We start from the raw sequence: 25,279 nt of genomic DNA, 5'->3' as shown, positions 1-25,279 counted from the left end.
ATGGAAAGCTGCAGGATCTGATCGAGACGGCCAAAGCTCACATCCGCTCCAAGGTTGAGCATCCTTTCCGGGTGATCTAGACGAAGTCGGCCGGAGGCCATAGCAGCAGTTTGGCTTTCAGAAGACCCGTCTGCGCGGCCTCGCCAAAAATCGCTGCAAGATCAATGTGATGGCGGCACTCTCGAACCTTTTCCAGGCCCGACGACATTTGCTTGCGACAGTCTGACCGGGGGCTTGGTGTGTCTGAACACCGCCATTCAGCTTCAAAACCAGCCCAAAGTGGCTGAACAGGAGATCAAAAGTCCTCTGAAAAGGGCCTCAGAGGCAATTTACGGTCAAAGGCACTCTTTTCTGCTCACTGCCTCCGGCTCAAACCCCGTTTGTCCAGAGATTCCCTAATACTCGACTTTTGTTCCATATACTGCTTGGCCCACCCCCATTTTTATTATGTCTCGGCAAATCAAGGACGACGTAGAAAGATTAAGCCGCGGTAAATCGACTCAATCAAAAATTGGAAGTCGTCGAGTTCCTCACAGGTTAACGCAAAAGGAACGCATCCTTTTTGAAGCGGCAAAGCGTCAAGGCTTCTTGAAAGACCCTGTAGCCGGTATTCGCCCAAACGTTCTTAATATTTATAAGTTGTGGTGCGATGCCGAGGGTAGAGGTTGCATCATTGTAGATAGCAGTAAATCATAGAAGGCTTGCCAGCGCGGATATCCTCAGCTCATAGCTTCCCAATGCAAAACGCTCCGTGCAGAACTGGCAGCTGTGGGCCGTAGCGGCCGCGCTCTCCGCAGCCGTAACCGCTCTATTGATCAAGGTGGGGGTGCAGGGAGTGGATGCGGGGATGGCCACCCTGTTCCGCACCCTGGCCGTAGCGATTGTGCTGGCTCTGGTGCTGCTGGTCAGCGGCCGGCTCGATTGGCAGGAGATACGCCACCTGCCCGCTCTCAGCCTGGGCGCTCTCGCCCTCTCCGGTCTGGCGACAGGGGTCTCGTGGTTCTGCTACAGCCGAGCCCTGCAGCTGGGGCCCGTGGCTGGGGTGGCGGCACTCGACAAGCTCAGTGTTGTGCTGATTGCCCTGCTGGCGCTGCTGCTGCTTGGTGAGCAGCTCGACCTCAAGGCCTGGCTCGGGGTGGTGCTGATGGCTATCGGCGCTGCTTTGGTTGCCTGGGTCTAGCGGCTCAGGCAGGCCGGATCGCGCTGAAAAAGGAAGCCCGCAAGCGCTGCCTGCAACAGGCGGTACTGGTCCCAGTTGGGATGGCTGCTGATGAATTCCCGCATCGCCTGGTACAGGTCCTCCGGGAACTCATTGACGACGCTCACGTGGACCGCAGCGGCGTCAAAGCAGCAAAACCAGTCCGACAAGGCCGTGTCTTGCCATGAGAAGTAAGTCCTGAGCTGCCTTCCTGGCGGCTTGCTGCTCCTCATGGGCTGGCCAAAACTCCCCGCTGCCGCCGGTCAAGAGGAGAGGGCTTTCCCCAGCGGGGGCTGCACTGCTGGCGCCAGCAGCGGGGTCTGGGGCGTTCAGCCTGTGGAAAAGTCGCCGTTTATGGCGGGATACCGTTGAATTCGGGGGAAAACCCCACAGCTCAGCAGCCCTGATCGATCCGCCCAGGGCAAGACAGTGGCCGCCAAAGTGCCTGGTACGACTCAAAAATCTATTTGAGAGGTTCTGGCATAGAAGGCTTGGGGAGTCGTGGCTGTGGCAAGCCAGTGACGGCGAGTGAAAGGAAGGAGCGTTCACAATGGGCAAACTCCCCAACCTGGGCTTTTCTCATGGCTGATCACGACGGACGGAAACTCAGCGTTCGGGAAATGATCAATGCTCACCTGTTCCCGCTTCTGGCTTTAGTCGCCACAGCGAGCTCAGTCTCGATTGCCATATCGCTTGGTCCCATTGCTGGCCAGTCCTCCCGCTGGAATCAGTGCTTCGATGCTGGGTTGGCGTGGCTGGAGCGCACAAGTCCCCGCGTCAAAGGTGGCGACCGCACAGCCATTGCGGCCAACTTCTGCAATGGCGGCCTGCCCAACAAGCCTGCGCGCTAGAGACACAAACGGTGCTATTACGTCAGAGCTAGCACCTTGTTGGATGGGCAAGCAGGCTTGGATCCCAAGAGTTGGAGCGTATGCCTGATGTACTTCGTCGATTCAGGTGGGGCTCTGGCGTAGATGTTTAAGCACGTCGAGTGACAGATGCCATGGGCAGCTACCTGATCAGACGCGACGACGGCATCAGCGACGGCATCGCCGGTCAGGTGTTCGACAGCTACGACGCGGCCTATGCGGTGGTTGAGAGTTACTACGCCGATATCTGCTGCTCAGACGACCGTGAGTACTACCGAATCGAGGTCTTAAGCGAGGAACTCCCTGGCTCCCCACAGCTCACCCCTCCCCCTTGAGCCATCTCACCAGCTGCTGCTGGTCCTAGCCGTCGAGCAGCTCAGCCGGCACTGCCGACAGACCCGTCGGATACGGAGCTCGGCGATGTCTTGAGCGTGGGCAACATCCAGTGCCTGCACCATCTCAATGCCGAAGCCAGCACCGGCAGCGACAAACATGGCAAATTGGGGCATTGCGGTCCTGGGTGGGAGTTGCTCTGGCATCACCACGCCAGGAGTGCAGTCGCGCCGCGATGACTAATCGCTTCGTCCCCCCATGTAGGGGATGAAATTGGATTAAACCAGCACCAACCTGAAATCACGCCTCCCAAGTCATGGCCCGCAATCCCACCAACGACTTCATCCAATTCATAGCCGGGGGCTCCCTCTTCGGAGGCGGCATCTTCCTGCTTGCCAATCAGGTGATGGCCAGCTCGGCCCTCACCTATCGCGGTGGAGGCTGGGGGCGCTACGGCGGCGGTGGCTCCATGTTCCCCATCGGCACCCCTGGCATGGGGCTGCTCATGATTCCGCTGGGCATTGGCGTCTGCCTACTGTTCACCTGCGCCTATAAGCGCTGGGCCAACCTGCTCGTCTGGGGATCTGTGGCTGCCTTAGGAGTCGGAGTGCTCAACAGCATCCGCCTCACCTTCATGCCCACCACTCTCTGGGCACTTGCCACCTACATCGTGATGATCGCGGCGGGTGGCGGCCTGATGTTCCGGAGCCTCGGTGGCTACGACGACAAGCGGGATGACGATGACGATGACAAGCCTGGCAACGGGTCTGACTAACAGGCACTAGGGGCACCCGGCAACTCCACCGCTAGCGCCCCTCACGCCACAATCCGCATCCGTTCAAGTGCTCGCTTGGCGATGTCCTTCACTCGCCCCAATGGTGAAGCCATTCGGCAACCGCCTGGAGTGTCAAGTGCCGAGTTCACCTTCCTTGAGCACGACAGTGACCCGATGGCCATGAATGAACCAACCCCCCACCTGAGCAGCCTTCATGAAAAACACTTTCCTGGCCGCCGTCTTTGGAGGTGCCCTCACCCTTGCGGCGGTGCCCTCCTCCGCCAGTGAGTTGTGTGGGATCGGCTTCATCAGGGGCCCCTTGGGGAACTGTGTCGCTCGGGGTGTGGTTGCTGCACCCGTTGTTGTTGCCCCAGTTGTCGTTGCCCCCGTCGTCGCCCCTCGTGCGGTAGTGGCCCCTGGCGCTGCTGCCGTGCGCGGCCCTAATGGTGGCGCTGCCGTCCGTGGCCCCGAGGGTGCGGCTGCTGTGCGTGGTCCTAACGGCGGGGCAGCTGTTCGCGGACCCGAAGGCCGCACCTACGTTCGCCGCTGAACGAGTTGGCTACAGACCCACTGCGGCCCGGTGAAACTGGTGATCCAGCCGGGCTATCGCTTCGCGCTGGTGCAGGGGTTGGGTTCAGCTCTGCAGCTGGATGTTCGGAGTGACTACCTGATAACCCCAGCCCCCGGCCTGGTTGTTGAAGGTCTGGTTGTTGAACAGGTCGGAGTAGATCGCACTCCAATCGGAGATACCTCCATCTCCCAGGCCCACGCTGATCACCTTGACGCTGTCCGGACTGCCGCTTGCCGCTGCGGTGCGGTCGAGCGCTGCATTGAGCTCCCGTTGGTTCTGGCCCCAAATGTCCACACCATTGGCCGTGGGCACTTTGATCGGCGTGCCGTTGCTCAAATAGCGCAGGCCTGAAGAGATGATCGGATCCCCGCCCAGATCTGCATCGGTGGGCAGGGCCACATTGACGCCGCTCCAGCCTTGGCCGAATTCGGGCCGGTTGTCCCACCAGGGACGCCGCTCCGGACGACCGTCGGTGATCAGCCCCACGTAGGTGCGGGTGTCGGTGGTCACCGAGGTGATTTCGTCGTTCAGTAAGTCCTTGAGCGCCGTGAGCGCCCCCAGCATTTCAGTGCCGCTATAGCGGTTGCCGGGAGTGCCCGGGGCTGTGTAGGCATCAAGGTTGCCGGGTGCAGGTAGGCCTCGCGCGATCCAATCGCCGCTGGTGCTGTTGCCGTATTGCTTGTCGGGTGTGGTCGTTGCCAGAACATCGCTGGCCAGAGTGACACCCTCTGCTGTGGTGCTGCTGTTGATCACCGTTTTGGTGTGGGTGACCAGGTAGCTGAAATCGATCGTGTGGATGGTAACCGTCTGGGCTGTCTTGTTGTCGAATGGATTGTCAATCAGCTCCCAGCTGAGGATTTCGGTGGCCAGGTTCTGGCTGGGGGTGAGTGTGACATCGCCATTGAAGCCGAATTGATCACCTTTCTTGAAGATGTAGCCAGCATTCTCAAAGACAGGATTGAGGCCGTAATAAAAGGCCAGCCGGTTCTGCGCCTCCAGACGGTTGACGCCTGTGGGGTCGAGCCCCTGCATGGAGGTGGAGTTGTCGAGAAGCAAAAACAGGTTGACTGGCTTCGCTTCGGTGACGGGAATGGGCGGTTCGGGCCCCACCGATTGGCTGTCGTAGCCAATAAAGACAGTGGCTGGGTTGCTGGTGGCGCCCTGTTCGTCCTGGACGGTGTATTTGATCGGGGTTGGGTTTGTGGTGACACCTGTCTCGGGTGTGAAGGTGATGTCGCCATTGTCAGGGTCCACACTCCAGGTGCCCTGGCCAGGAACAACAAGCGGTTCGCCTGGATTCGCCGTTCCCTCGATCTTGATCGTGCTCGGCACCAGCCTGGAATCGATGTCGGTGTCGTTGGCGATCACGCGAATGGTGCCGCTCTGGCCGGAGGTCAACCGGCCGATGTAGTCATCACTGGCATTCGGGTTGTCGTTGGTTCCCTCAACCGTGATGCTCAGAACAGCGATGTCCGTGAGTCCACCACTGTGGTCCAGAACGGTGTAGTTGAAGAATTCGGTGAGACTGTCGCCTTGGTTCAGTCGTTCCACCGTCGGGTCGCTGTTGTTCACCACGTAGGTGAAGCTGCCATTGGCATTGATCAGCAAGCTGCCGTACTGCCCCTGAAGAGCGGTACCAACGCTGCCGGCCGTGCCCGACCCTTCCACCGCGCCGGCGCTGATGGCGGTGACCTTGCCGTTGATGGGCGGGGTGTCCTTGCTGTCAACATCGGTGTCGTTGGCCAGCACGTTGCCGCTGGCGACGGCTCCGCCACTGCTGTTGTTGATCCCCCCGGCCTCCTTGGCAATGCCGCTGTCGTCGCTGGCCACGGGGGCGTCGTTGCTGCCCCGGATCGTGATCGTCAGCACGGCGGTGTCGGTGAGGCCGCCGCTGTCGGTCACGGTGTAATTGAACGACTCGCTGAGCAGGTCGCCCGCATTTAGGGCCTCCACCGTGGGATTGGCGTTGTCGATCACGTAGCGGTAATTGCCGTTGCTGTCGATCGTGAGGGAGCCGTAAAGCCCTTGAAGGGGGCTGCTGCCAACTACCCCGGCGTTGCCAAGGCCTTCCGTGGCGCCCAGCCGGATGGCCGTGATCGTTCCGTTCAGAGAAGGGGTGTCGGAGCGATCCACATCGGTGTCGTTCGTCAGCACATTGCCGCTGGCGTCGGCGCCGGGTGTGCCGTTGAGAGTGCCCCCAGCCTCGATGGCGGTGCCGGTGTCGTTGGCGCTGACCGGAGCATCATTGGCCCCCTTGATGGTAACCGTGAGCAGAGCGACATCCGTGAACCCACCGGTGTCGCGCACGCTGTAGTTGAACGTTTCAGTGAGTTGGTCCCCTGCGTCCATCCCGTCCACCGCCGGGTTGCTGTTGTCGACGGTGTAGGTGTAGCTGCCGTTGGCGGTGATCCGTAGGGTGCCGTAGGTGCCAACCAGCACAAAGCCTGCACTGCCATCGGGCGCGCCAGCGACACCGGAGCCCTCCTTGGAACCAGTGCGAACGCTGGTGACGGTGCCCTTGCTGGGCAAGGGTGTGTCGTTGCGATCGACGTCACTGTCGTTGGTAAGCACATTGCCGCTGGGGTTGATGCCCGGCGTGCCGTTGTTGGTACCACCCGCCTCGATGGCGGCGCCCGTGTCGTTGCGTGCGATCGGGGCATCATTTGCCCCATCGATGGTGATGCGCAGCACGCCGATGTCGGTGAGGCCGCCGAGGTCTACGACCGTGTAGTTAAACGCTTCCTGCAGGCTGTCGCCGGGGCTGAGCGCATCCACCAGTGGGTTGGAATTGTCGACGACGTAGGTGTAAGTGCCATTGGTATTGATGGTGAGCGTGCCGTAGGCCCCACGAACCACAAAAGCTCCAGCGCCATCGGGAGTTCCCTCCGTACCGGCTCCTTCGCTGGCACCGGTTCGGATAGCTGTGACGACTCCATTTAGGGCAGGGGTGTCGTCGCGATCCACATCGGTGTCATTGCTTAGTACGTTGCCGGTAGCAATGCTGCCGGCCGTGCCGTTGGCCACACCGCCCGCTTCCAGGGCGCTGCCGCTGTCGTCGCTGGAGACGGGTGCATCATTGACACCGTTGATGCGGATGTTGAGACCCGCGGTGTCAGTCAGGCCGCTGGGGTGATCGAGAACGGTGTAGTTGAACGATTCGATGATGAAGTCGCCGGCATCCAGTGCTTCGACGAAGCGGTTGCTGTTGTTCACCACATAGGTGTAGGTGCCACCGGCCGCGATGGTGAGGGTTCCGTAGAAGCCAACAAGCTCAAAGCCACCTCCGGCGATGGCCGTACCGGCGAGACCCACACCTTCCTTTGCACCCCGGCGGATGGCCGTGATCGTGGCCAGAGGTGGTGCAACCAGATTGGCGCCATCGTTATTGTCGACATCTTTATCGTTCTCGATCACATTGCCCCTGGCATCGCTGCCGGCCGTGCCATTCAATGTTCCACCTGCCTCCACGGCCGTGCCGGCGTCATTGGCTGCGATCGGGGCATCATTGGCCCCGTCGATCCTGATCGTCAGCCGTGCGATGTCTGTGAGGCCACCGCGGTCACTCACCGTGTAGTTGAACTCGTCGCTGAGGCTCTGGCCCGGGCTGAGAGCATCAACGTTTGGATTGCTGTTGTTGACCACATAGGTGTAGCTGCCGTTGGCACGGATGGTGAGGATTCCATAGCTGCCTGTCAGAACGAATCCACCGCTTCCATCGGTAGTCCCTTCAGCGCCGGAACCCTCCGTGGCACCGATGCGAATCGCCGAAACCGATCCGTTGAGCGCAGGTGTGTCGTCGCGATCGATATCGGTGTCGTTGCTGAGCACGTTGCCGGTGGCATTGCTGCCGGCGGTGCCATTGGCAACCCCGCCTGCTTCAAGGGCCGCACCGCTGTCGTCGCTGGCGATGGGGGCATCATTGACACCGTTGATGCGGATGTTGAGAACAGCGGTGTCAGTCAGGCCGCTGGGGTGATCGAGAACCGTGTAGTTGAACGATTCGATGATGAAGTCGCCGGCATCCAGTTCATCGACGATGCGGTTGCTGTTATTCACCGCGTAGCTGTAGCCGCCCTTGGCTCCGATGGTGAGGGTGCCGTAGAAGCCGACAAGCTGGAAGCCTCCTCCTGGGATCGCCGTACCGGCGAGACCCGCGCCTTCCTTGGCTCCACGGCGGATGGCCGTGATCGTCGCCAACGGTGGTGCCACGCTGTTGGCACCGTCGTTTCCGTCAACATCGCGATCGTTGCTGATCACATCGCCGCTGGCATCGTTGCCGGCCGTACCGTTCAGCGTGCCCCCTGCCTCAACGGCTGTACCGCTGTCGTCTGCGGCAACAGGAGTGTCGTTCTTGCCCCTGATGTTCACCGTAAGCACGGCTGTGGTCGTGCCATTGCCGTCGCTGACGTCGTAATTGAAGAACTCGCTCAGCGTGTCGCCCGGATCGAGCGCATCAACCACAGGATTGCTGTTGTTGATCCTGTAGGTGGAATCGCCATTGGGCTTGACGGTCAGCGTGCCGTAGAGGCCCGTGAGCACCAAGTTTCCGGCTGTATCGACACTCCCTGCGTCGCCTAAGCCAGGGGTGTCGCCCGTACGGATGGCGATCACGCTGGTCCCGGCCGGGAGGGTGGGATTGTCGAGCAGATCACCGCGGCCTGCGAACCCTCCGGAGCTGTTGTTCACGCCGCCGGCTTCGCCGGCGATGAGGGTGTTGGCGGTGGCATTGCCATCCTGAGCGCCTTCAATCGTGATCGTCAGGATGGCGATGTCCGTGAGGCCGCCTGGATGATCGAGAACCGAGTAGTTGAATGACTCCGTTAGTACATCGCCGGGGTTGAGCGCACCAACTGTGGGGTTGGCGTTGTCAACCACATAGGTGTAGGTGCCGTCGGCGGCGATCCTGAGGGTGCCGAAGCTACCCACCAGCACGAAACCGCCACTGCCATCAGGGGTTCCATCTGTGCCTGAACCCTCGTTGGCTCCCAACCGAATGGCTATGACAGTGCCGTTGATGGCCGGGGTGTCTTTCGAGTCAACGTCGGTGTCGTTGAGCAGCACATTGCCGGTGGCATCGGCTTCGCCGAGGCTGTTGTTGATGCCGCCAGCCTCGATAGCGGTGCCGGCATCATCGCTGGCCATCGGGGCATCATTAACCCCGTTGATGTTGATGGTCAGAACGGCGGTGTCGCTGAGGCCGCCGGGATGGTCCTGAACCGTGTAATTAAACGTCTCCGTCAGAACATCGCCGGGGTTGAGCGCGTCGACCGTGGAGTTGGCATCGTCCACCTCATAAATGTAGGTGCCGTTGGCGTTGAGGGTCAGGCTTCCGTAGGCGCCGGCCAACGCTGCTCCCAGGCTGCCGGCATTGCCAAGGCCTTCCTTGTCGCCGCTGCGGATCGATAGCACCGAGGCCAGCGGCGGGGCAACCAGATTTGCCCCATCCGCCGCATCCACATCAAGATCGTTGCTGATCACGTTGCCACTGGCATTGCGGCCAGCCGTGCCGTTCAATATGCCTCCTGCCTCAACGGCTGTGCCGGTGTCGTTGTTTGCAATCGGAGCGTCATTAGCCCCGTTGATGGTGATGGTGAGCACCCCGATGTAGCTTAGCCCACCGGGACGATCACGCACGGTGTAGTTGAAGCTCTCGATCAGAGTGGCGCCCGGATCGAGTGCATCAACAGCCCGATTGTTGTTGTCAACCACGTAGATGTAGCTGCCGTTGGCATTAATCGTGAGCGTGCCATACAGGCCTGCCAGGCCCGTTCCCACCGACCCGGCCGTGCCGGAGCCCTCGCCGGCGCCGGTGCGGATGGCGCTCACGGATCCATTCAGAGCCGGCGTGTCACCGGCGTCGACGTCCGTGTCGTTCAGGAGCACGTTGCCGGTGGCGTTGGAGCCAGCCGTGCCGTTTAAGGTGCCGCCGGCCTCCAGGGCCGTGCCCGTGTCGTTGATCGCCACGGGGGCATCGTTGGCGCCGGTGATGATGATGGTCAGCACCGCTGTATCGATCAGACCACCGGGATGGTCGAGCAGGCTGTAGTTGAACAAGTCGCGCAGTGGGAGTCGGGATCCGGCGTCGAGCGAATCCACATCGAGGAGGCTGTTGTCAACCACATACACATAGGAACCGTCGGCCTTGAGCGTCAGTGCGCCATAGAGACCCTGGAGTGCTGTCCCCACCACACCGCTGGTGCCGCTTCCTTCCTTGTCGCCCGTGCGCACGGCCGTGATCGTGCCCTGCGGCGGCCCTGTGAGATTGTTGCCATCCGCCGCGTCCACATCGAGGTCGTTGCTGATCACGTTGCCCACGGCATTGCTGCCTGGGGTGCCATTGCGGATACCCCCGGCCTCGATGGCATTGCCGATGTCATCAGCGGCCTCAGGCGCATCGTTGGCTCCGGTGATTGTGATCGTCAGAACACCGATATCCGTAAGCGCACCATCGGAGACGGTGTAGTTGAAGGACTCACTCAGGAAGGCGCCCGGATCGAGGGAGTCGACCGCTGAATTGGCGTTGTTGACCACATAGGTGTAGGTGCCGTTGGCCTGGAACGTGATCGATCCATACAGGCCCTGCAAGGGCGCACCGATGGTGCCGGCTGTGCCTAATCCCTCGGTCGCTCCGGTGCGGAAGGATTCGACGAAGCCGTTGAGCGCGGGCGTGTCGCTGGAGTCGACGTCGGTGTCGTTGGTGAGAACGTTGCCGATGGCATTGGCCCCAGGCGTGCCGTTGGAGATGCCGCCGGCTTCCAAGGCGGAACCTGCGTCGTTAACGGCTACCGGAGCGTCGTTCCTTCCCAGAATCGTGATCGTCAGGACGGCTATGTCGTTGAGTCCGTCCCGATGGTCGAGCAGGGTGTAATTGAACGACTCGCTAATGGTGTCGCCTGGGTTCAGGGCATCCACCGTGGAGTTGGTGTTGTCGAGGACGTAGGTGTAAGCGCCGTTGGCACTAAGGGTGAGCGAGCCGTAGAGCCCCTTCAAGGCCGCTCCCACGGTGCCGGCTGAGCCTGCTCCCTCCTTGGCACCGGTGCGCACGGCCACCACCGTGCCCTCGGGCGGTGCCACCAGGTTGTTGCCGTCCCGGTTGTCGATGTCGCGATCGTTGCTGATCACGTTGCCGGTGCCGGCGGCGCCAGGGGTACCACCGGCCTCCACAACCGTGCCCGTGTCGTTGGCAGCAACGGGAGCATCGTTGGCGCCCTGGATCGTGATCAAGATCACTCCGATGTCGCTCAGGGCCCCATCGGAAACGGTGTAGTTGAAGGATTCACTAAGGCGGGCGCCTGGATCCAGGGCATCCACAAGCGCGTTGCGGTTGTCCACCACATAGGTGTAGGTGCCGTCGGCGTTGACGGTCAGCTGGCCATAGGTGCCCAGGAGTGGAGAACCGAGGCTGCCGGCCGTGCCGGACCCCTCGGCGCTTCCGGTGCGGAAGGAGGTCACCTTCCCCTTGGAGGTGAGGGGGTTGTCGGCGGGATCGGGATCCGTGTCGTTGGTAAGCAGGTTGCCGCTGGCGTTGCTACCGGCGGTGGTGTTGGCGGTACCGCCGGCTTCGACGGCGGTGCCCGTGTCATTCACCGCCACGGGGGGGCGGTTGGCGACCAGGATCAGAGTTTTGCTGCTGAGGTAGTCGTTGACGCCGCCATCACCATTCCTTTCGCCGAGGGTGGCGCCGGAGCCGCCGGGGGTGGTGCTGCCGGTGCTGTTGCCGCCACTGCCAGTGGGCGTGCCAGTGCCCGGCAGGCTGGTGTAGGTGACCTGGGCGGTGTTGGTGAGGGCCGTGCCCGGCAACAAAGCTGCAGTCAGTACGCCTGCATAAGTGATGGTGACGCTCTGGTTGATCTCCAGCTCGGGGACCAGCACCGAGATGCGATCAACCAGGCCGTCGCTGCCGCTGACGATCGAGTTGTCGGTGGCCGCCGGAGCACCCGGTTGGCTCAAGACGATGGTTGGCGGACCGGTGAGGTCGAAGTTGATGCCTAGGGCATCGAGGTTGTCGTCGATGACGAGGTTGAAGGCCTTCGCCGTGCCCGTGTTGCGGATGGTGACCGTGTAATTGAGCGTGTCGCCGGGGGTGGCGTTGGCGTTGGCAGCAACACCTGTCTTCTGAATGGCGACGGTTTTGTCGGTCTGCAGGCTGGGCTCCAGCACCGAAAGGGGTGTGGCCGTAGCGGTGCTCTGGATCGCACTGCCGGAGATGCCCGCGCTGGCGATGAAGCTATTGGTGAGGGTGACGCCTGCCTGGTTGCCCGCCACGTTGGCCACGATGGCGTTGAACTCGACAATCACCGACTCGATCTGTGCGTCGACGGCATTGAGGTTGACGATTTGCCCCAGCGACCAGGTAAGTGCCTGTCCTGTCACCGTCGGTGCAAAGCGAGCGGTGGGAATCACCGTGTTGTTGTTGCCTGCGCTGGGGAGGTAATAGGGGCTGATCGACCCCAGGCTCCAGGTCAGGTCTGCTGGATTGGTACTGACGAAGGCCAGGCTGGCGGTGTTGTCGTTGAGAAAGGTGAGACCCGTGGGCAGGTTGTCGACAAAGGACGTGTTGCCGATCGTGCCCTGGGGAATGCTTGTCTGCAGCCGGAAGCGCACGATTTCACCGATCGCTACCCCGTTGCCACTGGTGTGGGCCTCGGAGGTGAGCCGGGTGCTCTTAATGGGACCCAGGGCCTGGCTCACCACCGACTGGCTGGCGTTCTTGCTGTAGTTATTGACGCCGCCGCTGCCGTTCCGCTCACCGTTCTCAGCACCGGAGCCCCCAGGGGTGGTGCTGCCGGTGGTGTTCCCGCCGGTCCCATTGGGAGTGCCGGTGCCCGGCAAACCGGTGTAGGTGACGTTGGCAGTGTTGGTGAGGGTGGTGCCGGGTTGAACGGAGGTCATCACCACGCCCGTGTAGGTGAAACTGAAGCTCTGGCCGTAGTTGAGCCGATCAATTTTGAGATCAATTCGATCACCGTCAGCGGCGCTTGGCTTGCTGGTGATCGAGTTGTTGATGACTGAACTTGTCCCCAGCGGCAAGGTGCTCGGCAGGGTGACGCTCTGCAGATTGAAGTTGTTGCCCAGGTTGCCCAGGGCATCGTTGAGCACCAGATCGAAGGCATCGGCGTGACCATCCGCATTGCTCACCGTCACCGTGTAGGTGAGCGTGTCGCCCGCCTGAACATTGCTGGTGGGGCTCACCGCCTTGGTGATGCTGATGCGGGGTTCGACTACGTACACCGTCTCTGAGCCGCTGCCGGAGCCGCCCGTGTAGTTCGCCGTGGCGGTGTTCTTGAGTTTTTTCCCGTTGATGTTGCCACTGGTGTTGGTGACCAGGGCGTTGAACTCAACGGCGACCGTGTCGTCGACACTGTTATTGCGGTCGCTGTTGGTGAGGGTGCCGAAATCCCAGGTGAGCTTTGAGCCACTGATGACTGGCGTGCTGGGGGTCAGCGATGGGGAGACACCGCTGGAGAAGACCGGCCTGGAGGCGGTGCCGTCATTCAGGAACGAGATTCCTGCCGGCAGGCTGTCCTCCAGCTTGAAGTTGGTCAGGTTCCCCTCGGGAACCGTGACCTGCAGCCGGTAACGAACGATCTCACCGATGGCGACGTTGCTGCCGCTGGTGGATGCCTCCGAGGTGGAGACGATCGTTTTGCTTACCGTGGCATCCCGCAGCGCGACCGAGGCGTTGTCGATCAGCTTTGTGGAGCCGGGTAGATAGCCCGTGCCTCCCGCGGGCACGTTGGTGTAGTCCTCGAGCACGCCCACGTTCGTGAGTTTGCCGCCCACCAGCTGGCCGTAGGCGCCCGGATCGACGGTGGTGTCAAAGGTCACCACGGCGATATTGCGGCCACTGCTGGCGTTGTAACCGTCGATGGCACCGCCGCCGACGCCGTTCGCGTCGGGGAGTGTTGGGCCGGGGTCGCTCAGGCGGACGCCGGTGGCGGAAAAGATGTCCGCCTGGCTGGCGGGCATGCCATCGGGCTTGGTGTAGCCAATCAGGGCACCGCTGCCATCGACGATGCGCAGGCTGCCGGGGGTGAAGCTGAGCCCGGGGGGAAGTTCATCGCGCAGCTGCACATTAAAAGCGCCGCGGTAACTGGTGCCGATGTTCTCGATCACCACCACGAAGCGGACGGTGTCGCCGGCATCCAGCCCCGTGACGTTGGAATCGAGGGCGCCGTTGTTGACGGCGCCGGTGGAGCCGTTTCCGCCCGCCACGCTGATGCCACCGCTGCTCACCGTGCCGGTGAAGGGCACAGTGCCTATGGATGCGGGAAAGGTGGCCCCAGCTGTGTTGAGGGCGGGGCTGTAGGTGACCCCTTGGGCTCCGGTGAGGCTGTCGCGGCTGGTGACGACAATGCCCTTGCGGATCTTGAGGTTGGGGGCCAGCACCTCGCCGGTGACCGCCGACACCTGGGTGGGGCGGCTGACGCCATTGGAGTCAACGGTGCTGGCGCTGGCGATGTTGGTGATCGGCAACCGATCGCTGATGGCCGCACCGGTCACTGTGACGGTGTAATAGAGGTCGACCGTCGTGGCTTTGTTGCTGGTGTCGCTGGTGTTGGCGATCGTCGCCTTCAGATCGTTGACCCCTGGTCCGGTCTGCAGCACGTTGCCCGCCAACTGGGGCGCATTGTGCTGGCTGCCATAACTGAACGAGCCGGCCGGGGGCAGACTGCCGGGGACGCTGACGGTGGCGCCGTTACTGAAGAACTCGAAGGCGGTCGGGTTCGCGCCACCGCTGGCCTCGCCGTCCACGTTGTAGACCGGCGTGGGCAGGTAGTCGTTCAGGTTGAAGCCCTGAATGTCCCCCGTGGGAAAGGTCACCTTGATGCGGTAGGTGACCGTGTCGCCTGGGGTGAGCACCAGGGGCCCGGAGCCGAGGGCCTGGCCGTTGCGGGCCACCACCGTCTTGGCAGAGCCGATATCGGCCACGTTCAGGTTCACCGAGCTGGAGTCGATGACCTGGCGGTTGGTGTCAAGGAAACCGCCGAGGAACTGTCTCTGGATGTCACCCTGCAGGCTGACGTCATTGACGAGCCTGTCGCCCGCCTTGATGTTCTGACCGGCGGCCTTGGGGGCGACGTAGGCATCGTCGACGCTGGCGGTGAAGGTGATGGAGCCCCCGGTGGCTCCTGCGGTGGTGCTGAAGACTCGCCCGCCCTGAAGGATGCCGTCGTCACCGACCGACTTCAGCCAGCCACTGAGATCGAAGCTGAGGTTGTCCTTGCCATCAACGCCAGAACCGGCGAAATCGGGGAGGTAGCTGATGTAGGCCGAATCGAAGGCAGCAGGCCCGTTGCCGGAGCGCGAGACGCCCTGCTCCTGGAGGTTGATCCTGGCGCTGCCCGGGGTATAAGTGAGTCCATCGCCGAGCAGATCCTTGACGATCAGATCGCCGAAGGCGAAGTAATCGGAGATCTGGAAAAAGAGCGTGAAGCTGACGCTGCCGCCCGGCACCACCTGGCTGGTGCTGGCCGCCTTCTGGATCGCCAGGGCCCTGGCGGTGATTGTGTCGCTGGCGGCGATGTTGAGGTTGACGCTCCCACTTGGGGCGTTGCCCCAGCTTGTGGTTGCGGTGGCGGTATTGGTGTAAATGATCGCCCCGCCGGTGGTGGGGTCGAGGGTGTTGGGAACGTAGAAATTGATCTGGGCGGCCGCTTCCTCCGGGCTAGTGGTGCCGGTGGTAGGACCGCCATAGTTGATGACGATCTGGTTGTTGCCCGTGGCCGTGGGGTTGCCCACCGGCTGCTGGGTGAGGGTGCCGGCCAGCTTCAAGCTGGGGTTGATGGCCAGCAGGTTGAGATCGTTGGGCAGGGTGTCGCTCAACACAAGGTTGTTCAGCTGTGCCCCATCGGCGATGTTGGCCGACAACCTCCAGAAGCTGCTGAAGTTGGGACCTGTGACCGTTTCCGACTCCGCAAGGTTGCTGCTCTTACTGAAGGTGAGCGGCGTGGGCACCACCTGTCCCGCCACGTTCGGGGCGCTGATCGGCGAATCCGTCAGCGGGTTGTTGAGGGGATCAGTGCCGAGGGCGTAGCCGCCGCCTGCCCTCAGGGTCACGGGCCCGAGGGTCGGGGTGGTGGGCTTGACCGTCACCGGCAGATCCACCACCAGTTCGGGGGCCGAAGCCACGTAGCTGCCCACGGGCAGCTGCCAGATCAGCAGCGTGTCGGGGGTGGCGCTGGTGAGGGTGACCCCGGTAATGGGGTTGATGAGGGTGTACGGACCGCTGGTGCCGCTGCGGGTGAAGGTGTATGTCTGGGTGGTGAGGGTCAGCCCGGCCCAGCTCGCGGCGCCGAAGCTGAGGTTGTTGCTGGGGGCGGTGACCTGGAGCTCAAGCCAGGGGGAGAAGCCCGTGGCGGCCGTTTCATCGAAGGTGAGCCGCAGGCTGCCGGTGTCCCCGTAAAGCAGGCTCAGCGGTGCTGGGCTAAGCCCGATGACGGGGGAAGCGGTCGCCACGAAAAATTGCGATAGGCAAGATAGTCATCAACCTATCAATCGTTGCCCAGCCCCACGGCACGATTTGGACAGCGATTCGGTTGGATCTCTGTATTTATCCTTTCCTAGTCATAGTTCGCCTTTGGCATTAAACCGGCTGGCCTGCTCCTCATGGAGCTGGTGACGATCCGTCCTGGTCTATTTTGCCCTTGCAATTGCGCCATCAGCAGTTGTAGCTGAATGCAACAGGCCGGCTGCGCGAGATCCGGCGGAAGCACTCAACCCAACTCAACCCACCCCATACAGGCATGGCGACTTCATTCCGTAACACCATCTGGCTGGGGTTCGCCGCCGCTCCGCTGCTGGCCCTCTCCCTGCCGCTTGCACCGGCCAGGGCCGCGATCTGCCCCGATGGGACCGAGGCTGAGTTCTGCTTTCCGCCGCCGGCCCCGCCGATAACTCCGCCAGTGGGGCCGGTGGTGCCTGCTCCACCTTTGGCGGTCAACGTCTATCGCACCGACGCCCGCCTGCAGCCCCTGGGCCTCGCCCGCAGCTGGCAGGTGTTCGGTCGGGATCTGCTGGAGATCCTTCCCCAGAAGGTGCCCTTCGATCCGAATGTGGATCATGGGATCGATGTAAACCAATACACGGTGGCGGGCCCGGAAACCACATCCGATCCCGCCTTCCGCTTCAGTACCGAACCAGGTGCTTACTACGCAGAGCGCACCGGCTGGCGGCTGCGGGTGTTCGGGGATGGCTTCGGCGGTCCCGTGGTCCGCTCGGGCGGATCGGTGGGCACCTCCTCCTTCGACGGGGCCCAGCTGGGCCTCCGGCTCGATTACGCCTTCAGCCGTGATCTCGTTGCCGGCGTCTTCGGACGCTTTGGTCAGGGCTCGGCCGATGGAGGCTCCCTGTTCATCAACGGCACCAGCTTCAGCGGCCAATCCTCCGATCTCACCTGGGGCGGCGGCGGTCTGTTTGCCCAGTGGTCCCGTCCGGACTGGTTCATCAGTGCTGCGATCGGTGGCGATGGGTTGAGCAGCCAACAACCCTTTGCCATCAGCAGCAGTAATGCCGCCGGTGTCCGCACCAGCTCCCCTTCCGTCAGTGGCAGTGCCTTCAACACGGCACTGAATTTTGGTGGACGCATCCGTCTGTCCGACACCCAGTTGCTGGAACCCAGCGCCCTACTCACTACCTCCAGCCTGTCCTTCGGCCAGGTGAGAATCCCCGATAGCACCACCAACCAGAGCTTTTTGCTGCCCTCCAGCAGCAGCACCGTTGGCACCGCCGACATCGGTGTCACCTGGCGGGCGCCGATGCAGCAAGGCAAGAACCTGATCACACCATCCTTGCGGGTGAGCTGGCTGGGCGCTGGCTTCCTAGGCGGAGAGCCCGCCACGGTGGTCAGCAGCGGCAGCGGCAGCCAGGCCACCCAGGCCACCGGCTCCCTGGTGCAGAGCAGTGGCCTTGGCCTGCAGGGGCAACTGGCCTACACCCTCAGCGACAACACCACCTTCTATGTGCGGGGCGGCGCCGGGTTGTATTCCGGTGGCACCGCCTGGGACGTTGGTGGTGGCATCAAATTCCGATGGGGTGGCGCCACCCGGGCCGTGGCTGCCGTTCCGGCCCCTGCCCCTCAGCCCGAGCCCGAGCCCGCCCCTGCTCCGGTGGTGGTGCCGGCCCCCGCTCCCCAGCCGATCCGAGGCCTGTGGTGAGGCAATCTCTCACCAGTCCTTCAACTTCACTTGAAGGAAGCCCGCTGGGCTGATATTCATCAGGCGGCTATCGGTTCAAGACCAGTGAAGCTCCTGCCGGCAATTTTATGTTGCAGGTATTGCTGAGCTGCCGTGCCCCAGAGCGAGCTACTGCGGTTTCTGGCCCATGTGGGGACTGATTCAGTCGCTACTACTGAGTGCGCTTTAGTCCGCAATCAGAACTTACAAAACAAAACCCCGAGGAAGACCTTAGGGGGGCTGGCTCCTGGGTCCATGCATTCCAGGTGTGGGGCGAATGGACCTCTTAGGGGCACCTGTGGCGGTGCGGCTGGAGTGTCGATCAGTCAGGTGCACGAGGTGAGCGGCACTGGGGAATTCGGCTCTCTTGCCCGACTGAATGACCCGTTCCTAGATAGGTAAAGACTGTTGGAGCAGGGGCGTGTCGTCCATGCTGGGCGCCTCCTTGGTTGATGAACACAGCATCACCAGATTTCGAAATCCATAAAGCGGACCTCGCTTTCAACGGGCTAGATCGCTTTGGGCTAAGTGGTCGCTGATCACCTGCCCGCCGCGGATAAACACGGTGCGTTGGCCCAGCAGGTTGGCGAGATCTAAGGGCAAGCGACCGGATCGGCAGCGGTGCCCAGGCAGGTCCCTTAGGTGTTGTCGCCAGCTCGCGGGCCTATCTCCCTTTCCTAGGATCGGATGCTTTGCAGCCGCGAGCGAGAGGGGCGATGCCGGATCTAATCGTGATCGGCAGTGGCCTGGGGGGCCTTTGTGCCGCCGCCATCGCCTCGCGCCACGGGCTGGAGGTGCAGGTGCTTGAGGCCCACAGCCAGCCCGGCGGCGCCGCCCATGGTTTTCGACGGGGACCCTTCCACTTCGAGTCTGGTCCCTCGCTTTGGAGCGGGCTGGGCCGCTGGCCTAGTGCCAACCCCCTAGCCCAGGTGCTGCGGGCCGTGGGTGAAAGCGTGCCGGTGGCGCGCTACTCGGAGTGGGGCCTGCTGTTGCCCGAGGGCAATCTTCGGGTTGGCGTGGGTTTGTATCCATTTCTGGAGGTGCTCCGCAGCCTGCGGGGGCCAGCGGTCGCCGCTGAATGGCAGGACTTTCTGGTGGCCATGGCCCCGTTGTGCCGCGCCGCCGGATCGCTGCCGCTGTTGGCCCTACGCCCCGGCGCTGGCCTGCTCACCACTCTGGGCAGCCAGGGGTTGGGGCTGATCGGCCAGGCGGGCCAGCTGGCAGCGCTGGGCGGAGCTTTTGGGCCTATGGCCCGCCGCCATCTGCGCGATCCCTTTCTGCTCCATTGGGTGGAGATGCTGTGTTTTCTGATCTCCGGCCTGGAGCCTGATCAGACCAGTGCAGCCGCCATGGCCACCCTGTTTGGCGAGTGGTTTGAGCCCGATGCGGGGTTGGACTACCCGATAGGTGGCAGCCCCGCCGTGGTGGACGCATTGGTGCGGGGCATCCGCCGCCATGGGGGCGAGCTGCGCACGGGCGCGGCGGTGGCTGAAATCGAACTGTCGGGGGGGCGGGCCACGGGCGTGCGCCTGGTCAGCGGCGAACGGCTGAACGCCCGCCACGGAGTTATTAGTAATGCCAGCCCATGGGATACGGCCGCCCTGCTGGGTAAGGGCAGTGCACCGGAGCGTTGGCGCCAGAAGCTTCTGGCTGCGCCGGCTTGTCCCAGTTTTCTGCACTGGCACCTGGCTTTCAAAGATGAAGGCATGGCCGAGCTGCCGATCCACCATGTGTGGGTAGGGGATTGGCAGCGGGGCATCAGGGCTGAGCGCAACATGGTGGTGCTGTCGATGCCGTCGCGGCTGGATCCCTCCCTGGCGCCGCCGGGCCATCAGGTGCTGCACGGCTACACGCCAGCCAACGAACCCTGGGAGCTCTGGAAGGATCTGGAGCGGGGCACCCCCGCCTATGAGAAGCTGCGCCGCGAGCGTTGCGGGGTGTTCCATGGCGTTTTCGATCAACTGGTGCCCGATTGGCGCGAGCGGGTGGTGCTTGAGCTGCAGGGAACCCCCCTCAGCCATCGCGATTTTCTGCGGGTGCACCAGGGCAGCTATGGCCCCGCCTGGCCCGCCAACCGCGGAGCCTTCCCCGGCGGCGGCACCCCGATCAAAGGCTTGGCGCTCTGCGGTGCGGGTGTATTCCCCGGAATTGGCGTACCGCCTGTAGCCGTGAGCGGCGCCATGGCGGCCCACCGCTTTGTGCCCGCTGCGGCCCAACGCCGATTGCTGGAGGAGTTGGAGCTGGTGAGCTGAATATTTACTGCTTACTGCTTACTGTTTAGTTCTGGTCAATTAATTTGTTTGGCTATGGGGATGGGCGGGGGCCGTGGTGGGCACTTTTTACCTCAAGCCCGACTCCCTGCGCCTCGGCGCCCATGGGGCCAATGCCGGCTATGTGGGGGCATGCAGGAGGCCCAGCGGCTGGCAGCGCAATGGATTTGAGGTCGTTAGCACCCTGCCGGGGGCGTTCAGTCACAAGCAGCTGGGTTACGTCGATCCCTTGGTGATGGTCCAGGGACTGGTGGAGGGGCCTACCCCATGAAGGTGGTGCCGCTGCGGCTTGCGCCGGGAGACGACCTGCGCCGGACGCTGGAAACCTGGATGGGCGAGCAGCAGGAGCTGGCGGGCTGCGTGATTAGCGCCGTGGGCAGCCTCTCGGTCGCCCAGCTGCGCTTTGCGGGGGCTGCTGAGGCCACGACCATCCACGGTGAGCTGGAGATCCTCAGCCTGGCCGGCACCCTTTCGCCCGATGGCGCCCATCTGCACATTGCTGTGGCCGACAGCAGGGGCGCCGTGATCGGCGGCCACCTCTGCACCGGCTCCCTGGTGCGCACCACCGCCGAGTTGGTGGTTTGCCTGCTGCCGGAATGGCATTTCTGGCGGGAGCTGGATCCTGCCACCGGCTATCCCGAGCTGCGGATCAGTCCTCTGGCTCCGCCTGTCAAGTCGTTAAGCAGCAGTTCGACGATCGATACGGTGCTGGCGCCCCTCAATGCCCATGATCTCGCCAGCTTCTTCAGCACCGGCCACGCTGGCTATACCAATTACTACACCCTGGAGCCCCAGCCATGAGTACCCCAACCTCCACAGATGTGCTGGTGATCGCCGCTAGCAACGGCCATAACCTGCAGCTGGCTGAGCGCTTCGCAGCGGCCGCCCGCCAGCAGGTCCAAAGCGCTGCCGTGCTCGATCTCACCACCATCAACCTGCCGCTTTTCACCCCGCGAGCCCAGGTCGCCGGCACACCGCCAGTGTTGGCGGCGTTGGAGGCCCAGCTGGCTGCCGCTCCGCGCTGGGTGATCTGCTCGCCGGAATACAACGGCTCGATCCCGCCGGTGCTCACCAGCGCCATCGCCTGGCTGTCGGTGCAGGGCAGCGACTTCCGGGCCCTCTTCAACTGCCGCCCCGTGGTGATCGCCACCCACTCCGCCGGCGCCGGCTATGGCGTGCTCACTGCCATGAGGCTGCAGCTGGCCCATCTCGGTGCCCATGTGGTGGGCCGCCAGCTGTCGAGCAACAGCGACAATCCAGCCAAGGACGACTCCATCGCTGATCTGATCACGCGCCTGCACCTGCTCCCTATTGCCCAACCATGACCACCTCTTCAGGCCTGGTATTTCGCCCGGCATCCGAGCGTTTCCACAGCCAGCTCGACTGGCTCGACAGCTGGCACAGCTTTTCCTTTTCAAGTCATTACGACCCTGCCTGGATGGGCTATGGGCCGCTGCGGGTGATCAACGACGACACGATCGCCGCCGGCAAAGGCTTCGGCATGCACCCCCACCGCGATATGGAGATCGTGACCGTGATGGTGGAGGGCCAGCTCAACCATTGCGACTCGATGGGCCACGCCGAGGTGCTGCGCGCCGGCGAGGTGCAGCGCATGAGCGCAGGCACCGGTGTGGTGCACAGCGAGATCAATCAGGGCGATAAGCCCTGCCGGCTGCTGCAGATCTGGATCGTGCCCAGTAGCACCGGCATCCCCCCGGCCTACGAGCAGAAACCCTTCGCCATCGGTCCCGGCTGGGCTCCCCTGCTGGATCCCGAGCAGGCCGATGGCGCCATGGCGATCCACCGGCCGGTGCGCCTCTGGCGGGCTCAGCCCGGTGCAGGCGAGACGCTCAGCCTGGCCCTTGGCACAGGCCGCCAGGGCTGGATCCAGCTGATTGATGGGGCAGGGGAGGCCAATGACCATCCCCTGCAGCAGGGTGATGGTCTGGGCTACGACGCCGGCAAGCTGGAGGCCTTCACTGCAGGGTCAGGTGGAGCAGACCTGCTGCTCTTTGAATTGTGTTGAACGTCATCTAGGGAGCTGTTGCGCTTCTGCTTCGGCTACCAAGCGCTCCAGCTCTGATGAGCTCATGACAACCGCTTGGGATCTCTCAGGGTGCTAAAAGCACCTTGAGGGAGCCAGGCTCCCTAAGACACAGTCCTCCAGATCAGCTTTTAGCACCAAGAAAACTGGCCGGGAGACCGCTCCTGCAATTTGAGGGCCAGGCCTGATACCGCAAACATCCGTACCAAAGGCCGTTGCCGAATAAGAAAGCCTGCCATCCTTAACTACAAAGGGCCTGAGCATCGCCAGTAGGTCCCCGAACCACGCGTGGGGGGACATGTGTTTTTCGGCGACAGCCAGCTTCGTCACGGCCATGGGCCTTGCCCCAGTGGGGATCGTGAGCCTCACGATGGCCCGACGTCTGGACGCAAAACGTTGGCAGCCGCTGGCATTGATGCCGCTGCTTTTCGCCACCCAGCAGGCGTTGGAGGGAGTTGTCTGGCTGCTCCTGGATTCTCCCGCTCCTTCCTCGGGGCTGCACTGGGTCTCGCTGGCCTACCTGGGCTTCGCGTTTGCGCTCTGGCCCGTCTGGATCCCCTGGTGCGCTCTTCGTCTGGCGGCAGGCCACCTGGCTCTATGGCAAAGGCTCCTGTTCCGATCGCTGTGGGGCCTTGGCGCCTTGCTGGGCGCAAGTCTGTGGTTACCACTCCTATTCGATACAGGCCTAATCAACCCGATCGTGCGCATCGGTTCCATTGATTACCAAGCGAAACCACCCTTGACGGCTCTGAATGAACATTTGGCCATCACACTGCTCTATGCCCTGATCATCTGCCTTCCTCTGCTGCTTCATCCCTACCGGAGGCTCCGCTTACTGGGAGTGGCTCTGGCCGTTTCCTTTGCCGTTTCCCAGCTGGCCTTTCAGCATGCCTTCACTTCGGTCTGGTGCTACTTCGGTGCGTTGATATCCGTACTCCTGCTTTGGATTATTCGGGATGTTTCTGCCTTGACGGCCTGGCCATAGAGCTGCTGAAAGGGGCTTGGCTGATGGCCTCTGGGGAGCTTTATGAAGGCTAGACAAGTGCGGCGGCAGCTTCTCCTGCCAGTGGTTTCATCTCGACGCCGGCGAAAACCGCATTCCGCTGGTCACCTGCCAACTCTCATAAGCACTGGAGAAGCAAATGGGGGCACGTCACCGTATTTACTGCATTGGTCTCGCCATACTTGATAAGTAGATATAGCCTGGTACGTTAACTTTGCCCAGCCTCGCCGCTGAGCGGGTTGTTGTTGTCACGCCGAAAGCCCTTAGGCGGAACCGTGGCACACTTATCTGTGACCGGTTGCCCACTTGGCGCGGCTGAAAAGAACTGATCCCCACTCGCCGGATCACTGAACTTGCAATGTGGACAAGAAGATGTCAACTGAATAAGTGGCCTGGGTTTGTTGTGAAGGGATGAACAGGCATTGAACCGCCAGGAGTTAGAGGCGACGGTGCATCCGCCTCTGCAGGTAGGCGCTCCACTATTGCGGCGGATTCAGCGAATAGGAGGCAGATGTGCGGCAAAATCCGATAGTCCCGATCAAATTGCTACGTTAATTATGCAATGAATGGCAATACGCATGACTGGGCAGGCGCAGATTTACCCCTCATTTGATATAGAGCATCGCATTAGTAGCCCAATTGCTGAAACCGGAAGGCTGCAAAGATTTACATCAGAGCTGATAAGCCATGGCCCACTCTACGCACTTGCAAATCATCGAATACATTCACCTAAGCCACTAGTTCCGCTCGAGAACTGGAAATATTGGACTGATCCCAAGCCACAGTGGCTAGAAGGAATAATGAGGGCCTATCCACCTAGGTGGAAGCGAAAAGCCTATTTGGATGCGATGCTAGAGCAGGATCACGCCAGTGGCATCGAGGCCCATTACGATGTATCCAATGAGTTCTATGCGTTATTCCTGGATAAGAAATATAGGTTCTATACGGCTGCCGATTTTTGGAATAAACAAGAAACACTGGAAGAAGCACAAGTCCACAAGGCAGGGTTTATCCGCGGGCTCTTGAGGTTATCTGGGGATGAAAAAGTTCTGGATCTTGGCTGCGGCTGGGGATCGATGCTCAGATATCTTCGAGAAACAGGGCACAGCGGCGAATTGATTGGCCTTACGTTGTCGCAGGAGCAACTAACTTTTGATCAGCAACAACGGGGCTTGAGTGTTTCACTTTCTGATTTCATCACTGAGCCATTTGAAGGCGCGCCATATGATCGTATCTATTCCATTGGCTCGCTAGAGCATGTGAGGCCGGCTGAGCTAGCAAATCTATATCAGAAAACCTATGATGCGCTTGCGCCGGGAGGACTGGCTGTGCACCAGTTCTTCTCCTATAGATCTGATCCCTGTCCGATATCTGTTGCAGTTCTTGAGTTATTTTTCCCTGGTAGCATGTTATCGATGCATCGCATCCATATCGAGGCTGCTGAGGCTGCAGGATTCAGGATCACTCATGATTCCATCCACGATTACAAGCCAACGCTGAGGGCTTGGTATGACCGTTTGGTAGCAAATCAGGACAAAGCTCTGGCTTTGGTAGGTCTAGAGGTTTACAACCGTTACATGACATTCTTACCGTTTGCCTGGCTCTTCTTTAAGCAGAATGAGGCCGATCTTCATCGCGTGGTCATAGAAAAAACTGCCTGTTGATCAGCGGATCTAGTTCATCAAGGAGTGTCAGCCCAGATGGTCCCAAGTGGACCTCAGCCACCATGGGATGAAGGGCAGGGCTCAGCAATAACTGCCAGCCTCAGCCCTGACTCGATTGTGAGGTATTGCTATTCAGTCGCAGCAGCCAGGTCTGCATGACCTGCCAGTGGTTTCGTCTCGACGCCGGCGAAAACTGCATTCCGCTGCTCACCAGCCACTGCCAGGGCTGGATTGGCGACCTGGTGCGTCAGCGGGGCTGGGCGCCGGAGGTGGCCTTCCTTATTGCCTTGGCCAGTTAGCGCTCGAATAGGGCAAAGGCTGATCAAATCGGAATCCGCCTTCCGTCGCCGCCACGACAAGCACTCTGGTCCGCCATCA

At 61.8% G+C, this 25,279-nt stretch carries 15 protein-coding genes and 1 pseudogene; 14 read left to right on the top strand and 2 right to left on the bottom strand.

The features are described from left to right. Together C7K55_RS14035 and C7K55_RS06265 are read left to right on the top strand one after the other, a co-directional pair. A pseudogene (locus C7K55_RS14035) lies at positions 1 to 226 on the top strand (hypothetical protein); the annotation flags it as partial. 525 nt (positions 227 to 751) lie between these two features. Then, positions 752 to 1,180, top strand: a complete 429-nt coding sequence (locus C7K55_RS06265; RefSeq protein ID WP_106502545.1) for an EamA family transporter — start codon at positions 752 to 754, stop codon at positions 1,178 to 1,180. On the opposite strand, the gene C7K55_RS14030 is transcribed toward C7K55_RS06265, so the two are convergent. Then, positions 1,177 to 1,368 carry a DUF2811 domain-containing protein gene (locus tag C7K55_RS14030; RefSeq protein WP_396094820.1) on the bottom strand — a complete coding sequence of 64 codons (192 nt, stop codon included), beginning with the start codon at positions 1,366 to 1,368 and terminating at the stop codon, positions 1,177 to 1,179. The two genes, C7K55_RS06265 and C7K55_RS14030, sit on opposite strands and share 4 nt — an antisense overlap. Before the next feature lie 833 nt (positions 1,369 to 2,201). On the opposite strand from C7K55_RS14030, the gene C7K55_RS06250 reads away from it, so the two are divergent. The 3 genes from C7K55_RS06250 (at position 2,202) to C7K55_RS13740 (ending at position 3,725) form a co-directional block, all read left to right on the top strand. Then, positions 2,202 to 2,402 (top strand): hypothetical protein, encoded by a 201-nt coding sequence (locus C7K55_RS06250; RefSeq protein ID WP_106502542.1) that lies wholly within the window; start codon positions 2,202 to 2,204, stop codon positions 2,400 to 2,402. Between the two features lie 314 nt (positions 2,403 to 2,716). Further along, positions 2,717 to 3,175 (top strand): hypothetical protein, encoded by a 459-nt coding sequence (locus C7K55_RS06245; protein WP_106502541.1) that lies wholly within the window; start codon positions 2,717 to 2,719, stop codon positions 3,173 to 3,175. 214 nt (positions 3,176 to 3,389) lie between these two features. Next, a complete protein-coding gene (locus C7K55_RS13740; protein WP_193486202.1) occupies positions 3,390 to 3,725 on the top strand; it encodes a hypothetical protein in 336 nt (111 codons plus the stop codon). Positions 3,726 to 3,809: 84 nt separating this feature from the next. On the opposite strand, the gene C7K55_RS06235 is transcribed toward C7K55_RS13740, so the two are convergent. Continuing rightward, positions 3,810 to 16,205, bottom strand: a complete 12,396-nt coding sequence (locus C7K55_RS06235) for a VCBS domain-containing protein (protein WP_106502540.1) — start codon at positions 16,203 to 16,205, stop codon at positions 3,810 to 3,812. A 287-nt stretch (positions 16,206 to 16,492) separates the two neighbouring features. On the opposite strand from C7K55_RS06235, the gene C7K55_RS13735 reads away from it, so the two are divergent. The 9 genes from C7K55_RS13735 (at position 16,493) to C7K55_RS13565 (ending at position 25,200) form a co-directional block, all read left to right on the top strand. Further along, complete coding sequence (locus C7K55_RS13735; RefSeq protein WP_106502539.1) at positions 16,493 to 17,902, top strand: autotransporter outer membrane beta-barrel domain-containing protein; 1,410 nt, start codon at positions 16,493 to 16,495, stop codon at positions 17,900 to 17,902. Positions 17,903 to 18,636: 734 nt separating this feature from the next. Beyond that, positions 18,637 to 20,172: a phytoene desaturase family protein gene (locus C7K55_RS06225; RefSeq protein ID WP_106502538.1), complete on the top strand. Its 1,536-nt coding sequence runs from the start codon at positions 18,637 to 18,639 to the stop codon at positions 20,170 to 20,172. A 76-nt stretch (positions 20,173 to 20,248) separates the two neighbouring features. Next, positions 20,249 to 20,461, top strand: a complete 213-nt coding sequence (locus C7K55_RS06220; RefSeq protein ID WP_206603481.1) for a hypothetical protein — start codon at positions 20,249 to 20,251, stop codon at positions 20,459 to 20,461. Then, positions 20,458 to 20,991 carry a PPC domain-containing DNA-binding protein gene (locus C7K55_RS06215; RefSeq protein WP_106502536.1) on the top strand — a complete coding sequence of 178 codons (534 nt, stop codon included), beginning with the start codon at positions 20,458 to 20,460 and terminating at the stop codon, positions 20,989 to 20,991. Before C7K55_RS06220 ends, C7K55_RS06215 begins: the two co-directional genes overlap by 4 nt. Then, positions 20,988 to 21,515: an NADPH-dependent FMN reductase gene (locus C7K55_RS06210; protein ID WP_106502535.1), complete on the top strand. Its 528-nt coding sequence runs from the start codon at positions 20,988 to 20,990 to the stop codon at positions 21,513 to 21,515. Before C7K55_RS06215 ends, C7K55_RS06210 begins: the two co-directional genes overlap by 4 nt. Beyond that, positions 21,512 to 22,216, top strand: a complete 705-nt coding sequence (locus C7K55_RS06205) for a pirin family protein (RefSeq protein WP_106502534.1) — start codon at positions 21,512 to 21,514, stop codon at positions 22,214 to 22,216. The genes C7K55_RS06210 and C7K55_RS06205 overlap by 4 nt, the downstream gene beginning before the upstream one ends. 316 nt (positions 22,217 to 22,532) lie before the next feature. Continuing rightward, positions 22,533 to 23,219, top strand: a complete 687-nt coding sequence (locus tag C7K55_RS06200; protein ID WP_315856774.1) for a DUF6629 family protein — start codon at positions 22,533 to 22,535, stop codon at positions 23,217 to 23,219. 584 nt (positions 23,220 to 23,803) lie between these two features. Continuing rightward, positions 23,804 to 24,901: a class I SAM-dependent methyltransferase gene (locus tag C7K55_RS06195; protein WP_241518220.1), complete on the top strand. Its 1,098-nt coding sequence runs from the start codon at positions 23,804 to 23,806 to the stop codon at positions 24,899 to 24,901. Positions 24,902 to 25,056: 155 nt separating this feature from the next. Then, complete coding sequence (locus C7K55_RS13565; protein WP_161956127.1) at positions 25,057 to 25,200, top strand: hypothetical protein; 144 nt, start codon at positions 25,057 to 25,059, stop codon at positions 25,198 to 25,200. Positions 25,201 to 25,279 lie beyond the last annotated feature (79 nt).

The organism is Cyanobium usitatum str. Tous (assembly GCF_003011885.1).
Taxonomy (GTDB): domain Bacteria; phylum Cyanobacteriota; class Cyanobacteriia; order PCC-6307; family Cyanobiaceae; genus Cyanobium_A; species Cyanobium_A usitatum.
The sequence above is the reverse complement of the archived record's forward strand: the minus strand, read 5'-3'. Positions and strand labels throughout refer to the sequence as shown.